The organism is Streptomyces sp. NPDC035033, assembly GCF_040636735.1.
Taxonomy (GTDB): Bacteria; Actinomycetota; Actinomycetes; order Streptomycetales; family Streptomycetaceae; genus Streptomyces.
Map to the genome: position 1 here is coordinate 1 of NZ_JBEZUZ010000099.1, position 13,898 is coordinate 13,898.

Below are 13,898 nucleotides of genomic sequence, written 5' to 3' on the forward strand. Positions count from 1 at the left end.
CACCGGTGGCGGTTCGCAGCTGATCACCGCCGTGGCCGCCGACGCCTCCGCCACCAGCGGGACCGTGACCTGGTGGGACCGGCGGGGCGGGGCGTACGGGTGGGGCGGGGGCGCCGGGTACGCGGGCGGGACCGGCGGGCCGAAGCCGGCGGGCACGGCGTCGGCGGGGGCGCCCGCCGCCTCGGCGAGGAGCCGGTCGAGCTCGGCGCCGTCGGGGCGCAGGGCGGGGTCGCGGACGAGGAGCCGGGTGAGGACGAAGCCGAGGGCGCCGGAGCGGACCGGCGGCGGGATCGGGTCGTCGAGGACGGCGACGACGGTGGCGAGGCTGGTGGCGCGGCGCAGCGGGTGGTGGCCCTCGGTCGCCACGTACAGGAGCATGCCGAGGGACCACAGGTCGGAGGCCGGGTTGCCCTCCTCGCCGCGGACGCGTTCGGGGGCGATGAAGTCGGCGGAGCCGATGAGGTCGCCGGAGGCGGTGAGCCGGGAGGTGGCCCCGTCGAAGGCGGCGATGCCGAAGTCGGTGAGGACGGCGTCGCCCCCGGCGCGCAGCAGGACGTTGGCGGGCTTGACGTCGCGGTGCTGGATGCCGGCGGCGTGGGCGGCGCGCAGGGCGCCGAGGACCTGCCGGCCGAGGGTGATCGCCTCGGGGACGGGCATCGGCCCGGCGGCGAGCCGGTCGGCGACGGAGCTCCCCTCGACGAGTTCCATCACGATCCACGGGGCCGAGCCGTCGGCGGGTTCGACGATGTGGTGGACGGTGACGACGTGCGGGTGGGAGAGCCGGGCGAGGGCGCGGGCCTCGCGGAGGGTCCGGGCGCGCAGCTGGGCGGTGAGGCCCGGATCGGCCGCCTCGGCGGCGGGGTCGGGCGGGCGGACCTCCTTGAGGGCGACGTCCCGGTCGAGGGCGATGTCGCGGGCCCGCCAGACGGTGCCCATGCCACCGCTGCCGAGCCGGGAGACCAGCCGGAACCGTCCGTCGACGAGGGGTCTGCCGTCGTCGTCACTCGTGCTCATGGGCGATCATCGTAGGCGGCCGCGGTGACAGCCGGGGCCCGGGCGGCGGACCGCCCGGGCCGGCGGGGTCAGGGCTTCATCTCGTACGCGCCGGAGAGGGCCTCGACGCGGGCCCAGACGCGGGCGGTACGGGCCTCGTCGACGACCGGGCGGCGGACCGCGCCGAGCGCCCAGGTCTGCTGCGCCCGCGTGGCGGAGTCCTTGCCGTGGAGCTCGACGGCGTGGGCGGAGAAGTCCCGGACGAGGACGGCGAAGAGCTCGTCGAGGACGTCGTCGTCGAGGCCGGTGAGGGCGGCCTGCTCCAGGACGAGCTGGGCGTGGACGACGAGCGCGAAGAGCTGGCCGACGGCGAGGAGCAGGTCGAGGTCGCGGCTCTGGGCCTCGTCGGGGGCGGCGGTGCGGACGAAGTCGCAGAGGGCGTCGGCCTGTTCGCGGAAGCGGGCGACGTTGGGGAGCCGGTCGTACGCGTCGAAGGCGGGCCGCCAGTCGTGGAAGCGGACCGAGCCGAGGCCGCGGGCGGGGCCCTGGCGGAAGAGGAACGCGTCGTCGGCGGCGTCGAGGCGGGTGGGGACGGGCTCGTAGTCGGCCGGGGCGAGGAGGTGGTTGGCCATGAACTTGAGGATCAGGGCGAGGTTGACGTGGACCGTGCCCTCCAGCTTCGGCAGGCCGCGGATCTCGACGGCGGCCTGGGCGAAGTAGTTGTCCTTCTCGAAGCCCTTGGCGGCGATGACGTCCCACATGAGGTCGATGACCTTCTCGCCCTCGGTGGTCACCTTCATCTTCGTCATGGGGTTGAAGAGGAGGTAGCGGCGGTCGTCGGGGCCGGCGGTGCGGAAGTAGTCGACGGCGCGGTCGCTGAAGAGCTTCATGCCGGCCAGGCGCACGTAGGCGTCGGTGAGTTCGCGGCGCACGTGCGGGAAGGCGGTGACGGGGCGGCCGTACAGGATCCGGTTCTGCGCGTGGGTGACGGCCTCGTACATCGCGTGCTCGCAGATGCCGATGGAAGCGGTGCAGAGGTTGAACTTGCCGACGTTGACGGTGTTGAGGGCGGCGTCGAAGGCGGCGCGGCCGGTGTGCAGGACGTCGGCGGCGGCGACGGGGTAGTCCTCCAGGCGGAACTCGCTGACGTACTTGGAGGAGTCGACGACGTTCTTGACCAGGTGGTAGGCCGGGTGGCGGCTGTCGGCGGCGAAGAAGACGTAGCCGTCGGGGCCCTCGACGTCGGTGCGGCGGCCGAAGACGGAGACGAGCCCCGCCTTGTTGCCGTTGCCGATGTAGTACTTGGAGCCGCTGGCGCGGAAGCCGCCCTCGCCGTCCGGGGTGAGCAGCATGTCGGTGGAGTAGATGTCGGCGCCGTGCGTCTTCTCGGAGAGGCCGAAGGCGAACACCTCGCCCTGGTCGAGGAGTTCGGCGGCGCGGGCGCGGGCGGCGGCGTTGTCGCTCTGCCAGACCGGGCCGAGGCCGAGGATGGTGACCTGCCAGGCGTACCAGTAGTCGAGGCCGTAGAAGCCGAGGATCTCGTTGAGGGCGGCGATGCGGGCGGTGTCCCAGCGCTTGTCGCCGTTGCCGCCGGCCTCGCCGGCGGGGGTGAGGAAGGTGGCGAACAGCCCTTCCTCGGCGGCGAAGGCGAGGAAGTCGCCGAGCCAGGCGCGGGTCCGGTAGTCCTCGATGATCCGGCGCTTGCCGCGCTCCTCGAACCAGTCGACGGTGGCGCGCAGCAGCCTGCGGGTCTCGGGGTCGAAGTGCGCGGGGTCGTAGGTGCGGGGGTTGAAGAGCAGCGCGTCGGCCATGGGTACCGCCTTGGGGGCCTGAGGGGTGGACGAGGGTGGGGCGGGTTCCGGAGGGCGGGCCTCAGAACCTGCGGAGGGTGGCGAGGACGTCGTCGAGCCAGGCGATCATCATGCGTTCGTACGCGATGCCGCCGCGCAGCACGACGTGCTGGAGCTCGCGCTCGGCGTCCGGGGGCCCGTCGCCGCCGGACGCCGGCGGGAAGTCCCGCTCCTCGCCGGCGAGGTAGTGGGCGAGCCGGTCGGTGTGCGCCCGCCGGTGCCGTTCGACCTCGCGGACGAGGCCGGCGGGGTCGTCGAAGGCGGCGCCCCGGATCTTCACGGCGAGGTCGTGCCGGACGCTCTCGGGTTCGATCGGCTCGTGCAGCCAGGAGCTGAGCGCCGCGTGCCCGAGGTCCGCGACGGAGTACTCCTTCTTGTCCGGCCGCCCCTGCTGGGGCACCTCCCGGGCGGCCACCCAGCCGTCGTTCTCCATCCGCTTGAGCACGCGGTAGATCTGCTGGTGGGTGGCGGTCCAGAAGTAGCCGATGGACCGCTCGAACCGTCGGGCCAGTTCGTATCCGGACCCCGGCTTCTCCAGGAGGGAGACGAGGATCGCGTGTTCGAGCGCCATGGCCCCGATCTTGCTATGCAACTGGTTGCATAGCAAGGCGGGGCCCGCCGATGAGACGCGCCTCACCAGCGCCGAACGCTCCCGCCACGGGCTCCGGGCGGAAGCCCCCTCGGCCGGCCGCGCCGCGCGGCGGCGGCGCGGCCCCGGAGAGCCGCGCCCCGGTCCGCCTCGGGAACGGCCTCCTGGCCGCCGGCGCCCCGCCCTGGACGCCTCTCCTCCCGGCGTCTCGCCCTCGGCGCCGCGGCGGCCCCCACCGCCTCCCGGGGCCCGGGAGCGCCTCGCCGCCCCGGACGGGTGAGCGGCCCTCGCCGCCGTCCGCCGGGGCGCGGCCCCGGTGGTCCGTCCCCGTGCGGGGCGCCGGCCGGCCGCGCATGCTCGAAGCATGTCCGAGGCGACGGCCACCGACCCGCACGAGGTCACCACGGCGCTCCCGTGCCCGCGGGAGGACGCGCGGGCCCCGGCCGCGTCCAGCCTGTCCGTCCGGCACCGGATCGCCGCCCGGGCCGCGTCGGCGCCGTAGCGGAAGGGAGCCGCGATGGGCTGGATCGTGACGCCGCTGGGCGCTCTCCTGGTGCTCGGCATCCTCCGGGACGTCTTCCACACGCTGTGGCACCCGACCCGCCACGGGGGCCTCAGCCGGCTGGTCATGCGGGCCGTGTGGCGCCTCTCGGCCCACCGCGGCACGCGGTGGCGGCCAGCCGGGCTCGCCGGCCCCCTGGGCATGGTCGCGGTCGTCGCGGTGTGGGCCCTGACGGTGGCCGTGGGCTGGGGGCTCGTCTACTGGCCCCACATGCCGGACGACTTCTCGTACTCCGCGGGGCTCACCCCCTCCCACCACGCCGGCCCGGTGGACGCCCTGTACCTCTCCCTGGTCACCCTGGCCACGCTCGGCCTCGGCGACATCGCGCCCACCTCGGGATGGCTGCGCGTGCTGGCGCCGATGGAGGCCCTCGTGGGCTTCGTCCTGCTGTCCGCCACCGTCGCGTGGATCCTCGGCGTCTATCCCGCCCTCGCCCGCCGCAGAACCCTCGCCCTGCGCCTCTCCCACCTGCACCGCAGCCGGACCACCACCCGTTCCCTCGACTCCGCCGGCGGGGCGGCGGTCCTCGACGGGCTCGCCTCCGCCCTCGCCACCGTCACCGTCGACTTCCTGCAGTACGCCGAGTCGTACTACTTCCACGACGCCGACGAGAACACGGCCCTGCCCCGGCAGCTCGGCTACGCGCTGGGCCTCGCCGAACGGGCCGCGGAGGCCGGACACCCCGACGTCAGGCTCTCCGCCGGCGTCCTGCACCGGGCCCTGGAGGACCTCGCCGCCGTCCTCGACGAGCGCTTCCTGCGCACGGGCGAAGGCCCCGGCCGGGTCTTCGCCGCCTACGCCCACGACCACGGCCAGCCCTGGGAACCGGACGGCCCTCCCCCGCCCGACGGGCACGGACGGTCCTGAGGGCGGGGGCGTGCGCGAGGCGCCCGGGGACGGGACCACGCGCCGTCCCGCGCGAACCCTCAGCGGCATGTGACCCACATCACACACTCTCCCTGTCAGGAATCGCGGCGCCGCCCCGCTCAAGTCACCGGAAGCAAGCGAACCGACAGGAGCGAGACATGAAGCACCGCATCGTCGTCCTCGGCGCCGGCTACGCCGGTGCGTACGTCGCCGGAACCCTGGCCCGCCGGCTGTCCCCGGCGGACACCGAGATCACCGTGGTCAACGCCGAGCCGGACTTCGTGCAGCGGCTGCGGCTGCACCAGCTCGCGGCCGGCCAGGAGGTCGAGGCCCCGCGGCTCACCGACGTCTTCGCGGGCACGGGCGTACGGCTGCGCCTGGGCCGGGTCACCGCCCTCGACCCCGAGCGCCGGACCGTCACCGTGGCCGACGCCGACGGCGGCGCGGAGCTCGGCTACGACACGCTGTTCCACGCGCTCGGCAGCCGCGGCGCCGACCACGGCGTCCCCGGCGTGGCCGAGCACGCCTTCGACGTCGCGACCCGCCCCTCCGCGCTGCGCCTGCGCGAGCGCCTGGGCGACCTGGCCGGCGGGGGCGGGGGCGGGGGCCGGAGCGTGCTGGTCGTCGGGGACGGCCTGACCGGCATCGAGACCGCCACCGAGATCGCCGAGTCCCACCCCGGCCTGGCGGTGACGCTGATCGCGGGCGGCGCGCTGGGCGCCCCGCTCTCCGCCGGGGCCCGCGACCACCTGCGCCGGGCCTGCGACCGGCTGGGCATCACCGTCCTGGAGCACACCCGCGTGGAGGCGGTCGAGGCGACCCGGGTGCTGTGCGCCGACGGCACCGCCGTGGCGTCCGACGCGACCGTGTGGACGGCCGGCTTCGCGGTCGACCCCCTCGCCGCCACCGCCGGCCTCGACGTCACGGAGGACGGCCGGATCGTCGTCGACCGCACGATGCGGTCGGTCTCGCACCCGGACGTCTACGCCGTCGGCGACAGCGCCTACGCCCTCGGCGACAACGGCCGGCCGCTGCCGATGTCCTGCGCCTCGGCCGGCTACACCGGCCGGCAGGCCGTGGAGGCGGTCGTGGGACGGCTGACCGGCCAGGAGGTCGCCACCGTCAAGCTGGAGTACGTGGGCAACCACATCAGCCTCGGCCGGCGGGACGGCATCCTGCAGATGGTCGACGGCGAGGGGCGGGCGAAGCCGAAGCACCTGGGGGGCCGGAAGGCGGCGCGGATCAAGGCGGGCATCCTCCGGATGTCGCTGTGGGCCACCGAGCACCCGACCTTCGGACTGCCCAAGCGCAGGCACCGCCTGACCGTCGCGCCGTCCCCCGCCCCCGCCCCCGCCTCCACCTCCGCCTCCACCGAGAAGGCGATCGCGTAGCCGGTGCCGCGGCCGAGGACGCGACCGCGCGGCCGGTCGTGTCCGCGGCGGCCCGGCCCCGCGCCCGCCGGCTCGGGACCTTCCCCTCACCACAGGAATCGGCGTCTTAGGGTGACCCCATGGACAGCACCGCCATCGACCGTTTCGACACCGGCCGGTTCGAGGCCAACCGGAGCCGGCTGGCCTCGCTGGCGTACCGGCTGCTGGGCTCCGCCACCGACGCCGAGGACGCGGTGCAGGACGCGTTCCTGCACTGGCAGGCCGCGGACCGGCAGCGGATCGACGTGCCGGAGGCGTGGCTGACCAAGGTCGTCACCCACCTGTGCCTGGACCGACTCCGCTCGGCGCGGGCCCGCCGCGAACGCGCCGCCGGCGCCTGGCTGCCCGACCCCCTCCTCGACGGCGACACGATGCTCGGCCCGGCCGACACCTTCGAGCAGCGCGAATCGGTCTCCCTGGCCGTGCTGCGGCTCATGGAGCGCCTGTCCCCCGTCGAACGGGCCGTCTACGTCCTGCGCGAGGCGTTCTCCTACGGCCACGCCGAGATCGCCGGGATCCTCGACATCACCGAGTCCGCGAGCCAGCAGCACCTCCACCGGGCCCGGCGCCGCGTCACCGCCGCGCGCCGCGGCGGCGACGTCGACCCGGCGTCCGCCCGCAGGATCGTCGAGGAGTTCCTCGCCGCCGCGTCCTCGGGCCGTACCGAACGGCTGGTGGCGCTGCTCACCGACGACGCGGTCGCGCTCTCCGACGGCGTCGGCGGCACGGCCGGGGAACTGCTGCGGTACGACACCCCGCTGCGCATCGCCACCGTCGTCCGGGCCGGCCTCAAGCCGACCCCCGCCAAGCGGCGGCTGATCGGCGGCACGCCCGCGCTCCATTACGCCTCCGTCAACGGCGCCCCCGCCCTGCTCTTCGTGCTCGACGACCGGGTCATCGGCGCCACGACGTTCGACATCGAGGGCGGCAGGATCGCGACCGTGCTCGGCATCGCCGCCCCCGCCCGGCTCCGCCGCCTCACCGAGGCCTGGCGGCGGCGGGGCCCGGACACCCCGCTCATCGCCCGGTGGTGACCCGCCGGCGCGCACCGCGCCCCGGGGCGGCTCGCTGAAGGCCCCACCGCCCCGGTCCCGCCCGTGCCGGCGATGGCGCCGCCCCGCGCGACGGCCGGCCCGGTTCAGCCCGGCAGGACGTCCTCGAGTTCCGCCAGCTCCCCGGCGTCCAGCGTGAGTTCCACGGCCCCGGCGGAGTCGGTGATGGACTCCGGGCGGCTGGCTCCCGGCACCGGGATCACCACCGGGGAGCGGGCGAGCAGCCAGGCCAGGGCGACCTGCTGGGGGCTGACGCCGCGTCCGGCGGCGACGCGGTGGAAGGCCGTGCCGAGGGAGGTGGGGCCGGAGGGGCCGTCGAGGGAGCTGCGGGACAGGCCGCCGAGCGGGCTCCAGGGGAGGAAGGCCAGCCCCAGCCGTTCGCTCAGCCGCAGCTCGGGCTCGCTGTCGCGGACGGCGGGCGAGTACCGGTTCTGGACGGAGACGAGCCCGTCGCCGAGGATCCGATGGGCCTGGCGGATCTGGGCGGCGGTGACGTTGGAGAGGCCGGCGGCACGGATCGTGCCGGCGTCGAGGAGCTCGCGCAGCGCGCCGACGGACTCCTCCCAGGGCACGGCCGGGTCCGGCTTGTGCAGCTGGTACAGGCCGATCGCGTCGACGCCCAGGCGCTTGGCGGATGCCTCGGCGGCCCGCTTGAGGTGGGCGGGGGTGGCGTCGACGGTCCAACTGCCGTCGCCGGGGCGGCCGCGGCCGCCCTTGGTGGCCACCAGGACGTGGGAGGTGTCGCCGCCGTAGCGGGCCAGGGCGCGAGCGATCAGCAGCTCGTTGTGGCCCACCTCGTCGGCGTGCCAGTGGTAGCTGTCGGCGGTGTCGACGAGGGTGACACCGGCGTCGAGGGCGGCGTGGAGGGTGGCGACGGCCCGCCTCTCGTCCGGGCGGTGCTCGATGGACAGCGGCATGGCGCCGAGGCCGACGGCGCTGACGGTGGTGTGGGCGAGGGTGCGGTACCGCATGGTGTCTCGTTCCTCAGTCGGTGGGGGCGCCGGGCAGGGCGAGGGCTTCGGCGACGGCGCCGGGCAGCCAGTCGGCGGTGCGGGAGAAGGAGAAGCCCAGCGCCTTCGCGCGGGCGTTGCTCATGGCGTAGTGGCGGTCGAAGGAGAACGGCGAGGCCTCCTCGCCCACCGGGACGGTGCGGCGGACGGCCTCCCGGCCGGCCTGCGCGGCGACGGCCGCGGCGAGGTCGTGCGCGTCGAGCGGGCCGTCGGAGCAGGCGTTGACCGGGCCGGTGAAATCGGCCGCGGCCGCCCACACCAGCAGGTCCGCCAGCTCCTCGTGCTGGATGAAGACCGTGGGCAGCGCCTCCGCGTGCACGGCGATCGCCTCGCCCCGGGTGACGCGCCCGGTGTAGTGCGCCAGCCTGCCGGTGAACTCCCGCGCGCCGCCGCCGAGCACATGGGCGCTGCGCACCGCGGCGAAGGCGAAGCCGCCGGCGCGGGCGAAGACGGCCTCGGCCTGCCGCTTGCCCTCGGCGTAGTGCGCCTCCAGGTAGGCGTCGTCGTGCCAGGGCAGGTCCGGGGAGACCGGCCAGACGGCCGGGTCCACGCTCTCCTCCGGCACGGGCGTCCCCGGGGGCACGGACGGCAGGGCCGCGGTCGCGGGGTCGTAGACCTCGATCGTGGAGGTCATGACGTAGCGCCGGGTGCGTCCGGCGAAGGCGCGGGCGGAGACGGCGGCCTGGACGGGGGTGTAGCAGACCTGGTCCACCACGACGTCGAAGGCGCGGGTGCCGAGCGCGGCCGTCAGGGCCGCTTCGTCGTTCCGGTCGACGACCAGGTGGTCGACGCCGGCGGGCGGCGGGACGGACCCGCGGTTGATCACCGTGACCCGGTGTCCCGCGGTCAGGAGGCGCTCCACCAGGAGCTTTCCGAAGTACCGGCTTCCGCCGATGACGCAGACGCTTTGCATGCCGCCATCCTGGAGACCTATCGTCATCAGGGGAACTTCCCACTTGCTGAACAGGCGTTAAGGAAAACTGTTGATCGATGTGCAGCGGCTCCGCGTCCTGCGGGCGGTGGCGGAGCACGGCAGTTTCAACCGGGCGGCCGCGGCCCTCCGTCTCACCCCCTCGGCCGTCTCCCAGCAGGTGGCCGCCCTGGAACGCGGCCTCGGCGTCCAGGTCGTCGCGCGCAGCACCCGGGGCGTCACCCTCACCCGGGCCGGCCGGATCATGGTCGGCGCCGCCGAGTCCGTCGCCGCGGAACTCGCGCACGCGCGGCAGCGGGTGGCCGAGCTCGACACCGGCCGCCCCCGTCTCACCGTCGCCGCTTTCACCAGCGGCGGCAGGCTCCTGCTGCCCGCCGCCCTCCACCGGCTCGCGGCGGACCACCCCGGCACCGTCCTCCACGTCAGGGAGGGCGAACCCGAGGACACCCTCCCGCTCGTCCGCCGGGGCGCCGTGGACCTCGCCCTCGCCTACCGCTTCGACGGTCCGCTCCCCGGCGGACCGGGCGCCGGCTCCCGCCTGGAGTGGACGCCGCTCCTGGAGGACCCGCTGCGCGTCGTCCTGCCGCGGGGGCACCGGCTCGCCGACCGCGACGCGCTGGACCTCGCCGACCTGGCGGCCGAACCCTGGGTGCTGGGCTGCCTGAAGACCGAGGCGTACCTGCGCCGCTTCGCCGAGGGCGCCGGCTTCGACCCGGAGATCCGCGGGACCACCACCGACTACTTCTTCGCCCGCTCCCTCGTCGCCGCGGGCATGGGGATCTCGCTGATCCCCTCCATCGCGCTCGCCCCCGAGATCCCCGGCCTGCGCACCGTCCCCCTCACGTCGCCGGCCCCGGCCCGGCACATCGGCGTCGCCACGATCGGCGACCGCGACCGGCCCCACGTCACGACGCTCGTCCACGCCCTGCGCGAGGAGGCGGCACGGCACCACGCGCGGTGATCCCCGCGGTCCAGCACCGGGCCCGCCATGATCGAGGCGACGGGAACCTCGATCAGGACGTCGAAGGAGAGAGCCCTGTCGTCGGGATGCGCGGCGGCCGGCGTCAGGAGGTGCGCCCCAGCATCAGGTGATCCGACCGACGTGCCGCCCGCTCCCCTCACCTCTGGAGACGCGCCAACACGGTGCCCACCGCGAAGCTACGACGGCTCCTCGGCTGCCGCTGCCCCGGTCCCCTCCGTAACCGGGTCTTCCCGCGGGAGGTCCCCGGCGTCGTCGAGCTGCTCCTGGGGCAGCACGGGCTTCGGCCGGTCGGGCCGGGGCAGTGCAGCCGGATTCGGCCCCGTGAGGTACCAGCGCAGCCGGAGGCGTGCCATGGGCCGGTCCCGGGGCTCGGGCCCGCGCACGTCAACGGCCACGCGGACCCGTGGAAGCGATGCCACCAGGTGTCCGCCCCGCGAGAGAACCAGAACGGTCCGTTCCCACCGCCGCTGCCAGCGGGTGCGGTGCATCTCGCGTTCGCGCTCCCTCTCGTTGATGCGCCGACGCAGCCGGTCGCGTTCGTCGATGAGGGAGTCGTAACGAGCGGCACTGGTTCCGGCCATCAGCCCCATCACCGCGTTGACGCCGAGGGCCTTCATCAGCAGTGGCTCGTATCTGTCGGGCAGCCGGTCGGCCAGCGCACGATAGAAGAAGACCGCCCGCGCACTGCACAGCAGCGCCTCGGAATACCTCTCCAGTTCGTCGAGTACGGACGCCTGTGCCAGCAGGGCCCTGGCCAGCTGCGCCAGTTGTACCGAGTGGCGCTCCTCGGCCAGTTCGAGGGAGAGCGCGACGCATTCTTCCAGGACCTCGAGCGCACGAACGGGCTCGCCGGCACCGGTCAGATCGGTCGCGTAGTTGTGCAGCGAGTCGAGCAGATCGCGCAGATGGGCGTCGGGCTCGGCCAGCGCCAGCCGACGCCTGACCTGGACGGCGAGGCCGCTGGCCCTCGCGGCGTCCTCGGCGGCGGTGAACACCGCGGCATATCGGTTCGCCAGATTGTGGAGTACCCCTCCGAGCACCTCGTCGTAGCGACCGGGCCGGTTCCTGGCCAGGCCGGCCAGGAGGTCCACCGCCTGCTCGCAGGACTTGAGCGCCGCTCCCAGTTCACCCTTCGCGGCGAGCGGGACAGACCGGTTGCTCAGCGCGACGGCGAGCCGAAGCCGGTGGTGGACCGCGTCTTCGCCGCCCTCCTCCACCAGTCGCTCGCCCATCCTGACGGCCTCGGTCGCCACGGCGAGCGCGTCCTGGTCGAGGGCCAGTTCCGAAAGCGCCGTCGACCGGAAGCTCAGTGCGTCGACCAGGTCCTTCCGGAACTCCTCGGGGCAGCTCTGGGCGAGCGCACGGTAGATTCCGACCGCGCGACCGCTCGCCGCGAGTGACTCCTCCCAGCGATGTGCCGCGCCCAGCCTCACGGAGAGCTGGTGTTCGGCGGCCGCCCATCCTGCTCGCTCGCGGACCGGCCCGATGCGCCCGCCGGCCCGCCACAGCACCCGGCTCCGCCGGATCGCACGCAGCCGCATGGCGAGCCTGATGGCTTCGTCACCCAGCAGGCGGCTGCGCTCGGGCACGGCGGCGAGGAGGCGCTCCATCAACTCGGCCGGCAGGTCGTCCCGTTGCACCACCGCGCTGACGGGGCGCACCATGACGCCGGGGTTCTCGGACCGTACGGCGACGGTCACGGCAGGCACGACGAGTCGTTCGGCGAACGTCCGGACCAGGTCGTCGATCTTCCCCGCGAGGTCGGGGTCCAGTCGGACAGGCAGCGCCGCCGCGCGGGCCAGGACGGTGAGCGGGTGTTCGGCCTCGGACTCCTCCAGTTGTGGCAGGAGGGCCGTCAGGAGATCGGAGCCGGCGTGAACCCGCCGAGCCACGTGGTACTCACTCAGGCGGTCAGGCCCCAGCGCACCCCAGTAGGACTCGTTGATGTCGGGGTAGAGGTCGCGCAGCCAGCGGGTCAGGGCGGTCAGGACCGGCTCGCCGAGCCCTGCGAGCGCGGGGACGGTGGCCAGCAGCCGCAGGGCGCGTTCCCCGCTGCGCACCCGGGTGAGCGACGCGAGCGCCACTGCCTCGGCGAGCACACCGGCTTCGAGGTTCGCGAGGGCCGGGTACTGTGCGGCGGTCCGCCGCCAGTAGCCCTCCTCGTGGTCGAGCAGCAGGCTCTCGACGTCGATCACCGAGTCGGAGGTGCCGGAAATGCGGGGGCCCCGCCCGGTGCCGGCGTTCAGCAGGTCCGTCAGTGCCCGCATCTGAAGGACGAGTGCCGACCCCGAAGAGGTGCCCGCGAAATGCTCCGGGCCGGGAGTGAGCGAGCGCCCGGCGGCCTCCCAGTCGGCCTCCGTGTGACCGGGAAGCCGAGCGAGCCGCACCGCCAACGAGGTCACCGCCGCGCGGTAGAACTGCTGTCGTTCGGTAGCGCCCTCCGCCGCGTCCCGCAGCCGGACCACGCGGGCTCCGCCGAGAATCGCGGAGCTGCGGGGGCCGTCCCCGGGCAGTTGCTGCCACCACTCCCCACTGCTGCGGGCAATGAGCAGGAGGCGGACCGGAGCGTCCACCGGGCGCTCCTCCAGGACCCGGAGCACGTCTGTGATCAGCGAGGGGCGGGTGTCGGCGTAGTCCATGACGATCAGCAGCGGCCGATCGACCGCGGCGAGGGCTGTCAGTCCGCGTCCGTCTCCGGCGTTCACCGGGGCGTTCTCCCGGAACTGGCAGGCCGCCCACCCCTCGGCCGCGAGCCGTCGTGCGAACTCTCGTGCGAGCCGTGTCTTGCCCTGGCCTCCGGGTCCCACGACGAGCCGTACCGAGACGCCGTCGCCCCCGCACCACTCCCGGAGCTCGTCGAGGAGTGCGGTTCGGCCGATGAAGGGGACCGCCTCCACCTGCGGCCGCAGCAGTTCGGCCGGGGAGCGCGGCAGCCGGTGCGGGGCCGGGGACTCGCTGAGGTGCAGCAGTTCGACCGGCTCCACGACCGCTGTCTGTCCGGTCCGTTCCCGAAGTACCTCCTGGAACTCCGGGTCCTCCAGCAGCCGGTGTGCCGGGACCGCGTCGAGTTTGCCGTGGGCCCAGTTCGCGGCGTCCTCCGTGATGACGCCACAGAGCACCCCGTGGGCCCACAAGGCGGCCCCCGACATTCCCTGCCACCCCGAGGCCCCCGGCCCGTCGGGGACCGGACCGAGCGCGCTGAGTCGCCACCGGTCGCCGATCATCCCGTCCCCGGGTTGGACGACACCGCTCACCTGGGTCGTCTCGATCGCGTCGGCGGTCCGCCCGGCCGCCGCGAAGCCGATCGCGGTGGCCGCGGTCTGCGGCAGGGAGGTGACGAGACGTCCGTACCGCACGGGCGAGTCGCTCAGCCGGCTGGGCCAGTACCGGGCCGGCACCTCCAGGAGCATCGCGTCCAGCCCTCGCTCCCGTCCGTCCCAGACGCTCGTGCACGGGAGCAGTCCGGGTGCCTGGAGGGGCTGGGCCTCGGGCCGGGCATCGGGCGGCACGGCGTGGGCCGCGGTGAGGATCAGACGGGGCGCGATCACGTAGCCGGAGCTGATCCGGGTGGGCCTGCCGTCGCACGTGGCCCGGACGGCCACCACCCGTCGTCTGTCCATCGGGCAGAGACC

11 protein-coding genes are annotated in these 13,898 nt (G+C 74.6%); 5 read left to right on the forward strand and 6 right to left on the reverse strand.

Annotation, left to right across the window (positions count from 1 at the left end; genetic code table 11):
* The 3 genes from AB0E83_RS29725 to AB0E83_RS29735 all read right to left on the reverse strand — a co-directional run.
* On the reverse strand, positions 1-1,014 hold a 1,014-nt coding region (locus AB0E83_RS29725), incomplete at its 3' end, for a serine/threonine-protein kinase (RefSeq protein WP_362118558.1).
* Positions 1,015-1,082: 68 nt separating this feature from the next.
* Positions 1,083-2,804 carry an acyl-CoA dehydrogenase family protein gene (locus AB0E83_RS29730; RefSeq protein WP_362118561.1) on the reverse strand — a complete coding sequence of 574 codons (1,722 nt, stop codon included), beginning with the start codon at positions 2,802-2,804 and terminating at the stop codon, positions 1,083-1,085.
* A gap of 61 nt (positions 2,805-2,865) precedes the next feature.
* A complete protein-coding gene (locus tag AB0E83_RS29735) occupies positions 2,866-3,414 on the reverse strand; it encodes a PadR family transcriptional regulator (protein ID WP_362118564.1) in 549 nt (182 codons plus the stop codon).
* 382 nt (positions 3,415-3,796) lie between these two features.
* On the opposite strand from AB0E83_RS29735, the gene AB0E83_RS29740 reads away from it, so the two are divergent.
* The 4 genes from AB0E83_RS29740 to AB0E83_RS29755 all read left to right on the forward strand — a co-directional run bounded on the left by AB0E83_RS29740 (position 3,797) and on the right by AB0E83_RS29755 (position 7,325).
* Entirely contained in the window at positions 3,797-3,934 is a 138-nt protein-coding gene (locus tag AB0E83_RS29740; protein WP_362118567.1) for a hypothetical protein, read from the forward strand.
* Positions 3,935-3,949: 15 nt separating this feature from the next.
* The gene (locus AB0E83_RS29745) at positions 3,950-4,861 is read left to right on the forward strand and encodes a potassium channel family protein (protein ID WP_362118570.1); all 912 of its coding nucleotides are present in this window, start codon (positions 3,950-3,952) and stop codon (positions 4,859-4,861) included.
* A gap of 158 nt (positions 4,862-5,019) precedes the next feature.
* A complete protein-coding gene (locus AB0E83_RS29750; RefSeq protein WP_362118573.1) occupies positions 5,020-6,252 on the forward strand; it encodes an FAD-dependent oxidoreductase in 1,233 nt (410 codons plus the stop codon).
* Between the two features lie 119 nt (positions 6,253-6,371).
* Positions 6,372-7,325, forward strand: a complete 954-nt coding sequence (locus AB0E83_RS29755) for a sigma-70 family RNA polymerase sigma factor (RefSeq protein WP_362118576.1) — start codon at positions 6,372-6,374, stop codon at positions 7,323-7,325.
* A 104-nt stretch (positions 7,326-7,429) separates the two neighbouring features.
* Here AB0E83_RS29755 and AB0E83_RS29760 read toward each other — a convergent pair whose 3' ends face one another.
* Together AB0E83_RS29760 and AB0E83_RS29765 are read right to left on the reverse strand one after the other, a co-directional pair.
* Positions 7,430-8,314 carry an aldo/keto reductase gene (locus tag AB0E83_RS29760; protein WP_362118579.1) on the reverse strand — a complete coding sequence of 295 codons (885 nt, stop codon included), beginning with the start codon at positions 8,312-8,314 and terminating at the stop codon, positions 7,430-7,432.
* 13 nt (positions 8,315-8,327) lie between these two features.
* Entirely contained in the window at positions 8,328-9,266 is a 939-nt protein-coding gene (locus tag AB0E83_RS29765; RefSeq protein WP_362118582.1) for an NAD-dependent epimerase/dehydratase family protein, read from the reverse strand.
* Positions 9,267-9,336: 70 nt separating this feature from the next.
* Between AB0E83_RS29765 and AB0E83_RS29770 the strand changes: the two genes are divergently transcribed.
* Positions 9,337-10,245: a LysR family transcriptional regulator gene (locus AB0E83_RS29770; protein ID WP_362118585.1), complete on the forward strand. Its 909-nt coding sequence runs from the start codon at positions 9,337-9,339 to the stop codon at positions 10,243-10,245.
* A 197-nt stretch (positions 10,246-10,442) separates the two neighbouring features.
* Here the strand turns inward: AB0E83_RS29770 and AB0E83_RS29775 are convergent, their stop codons facing one another.
* Positions 10,443-13,886: a hypothetical protein gene (locus tag AB0E83_RS29775; protein ID WP_362118588.1), complete on the reverse strand. Its 3,444-nt coding sequence runs from the start codon at positions 13,884-13,886 to the stop codon at positions 10,443-10,445.
* Between the last annotated feature and the right edge of the window lie 12 nt (positions 13,887-13,898).

Bases quoted from the DNA above. Each gene is read 5' to 3' on its own strand.
- AB0E83_RS29735 (WP_362118564.1), bottom strand. From the start codon at position 3,414: ATGGCGCTCGAACACGCGATCCTCGTCTCCCTCCTGGAGAAGCCGGGG.
- AB0E83_RS29765 (WP_362118582.1), bottom strand. From the start codon at position 9,266: ATGCAAAGCGTCTGCGTCATCGGCGGAAGCCGGTACTTCGGAAAGCTC.
- AB0E83_RS29750 (WP_362118573.1), top strand. From the start codon at position 5,020: ATGAAGCACCGCATCGTCGTCCTCGGCGCCGGCTACGCCGGTGCGTAC.
- AB0E83_RS29760 (WP_362118579.1), bottom strand. From the start codon at position 8,314: ATGCGGTACCGCACCCTCGCCCACACCACCGTCAGCGCCGTCGGCCTC.
- AB0E83_RS29745 (WP_362118570.1), top strand. From the start codon at position 3,950: ATGGGCTGGATCGTGACGCCGCTGGGCGCTCTCCTGGTGCTCGGCATC.
- AB0E83_RS29740 (WP_362118567.1), top strand. From the start codon at position 3,797: ATGTCCGAGGCGACGGCCACCGACCCGCACGAGGTCACCACGGCGCTC.
- AB0E83_RS29730 (WP_362118561.1), bottom strand. From the start codon at position 2,804: ATGGCCGACGCGCTGCTCTTCAACCCCCGCACCTACGACCCCGCGCAC.
- AB0E83_RS29755 (WP_362118576.1), top strand. From the start codon at position 6,372: ATGGACAGCACCGCCATCGACCGTTTCGACACCGGCCGGTTCGAGGCC.
- AB0E83_RS29775 (WP_362118588.1), bottom strand. From the start codon at position 13,886: ATGGACAGACGACGGGTGGTGGCCGTCCGGGCCACGTGCGACGGCAGG.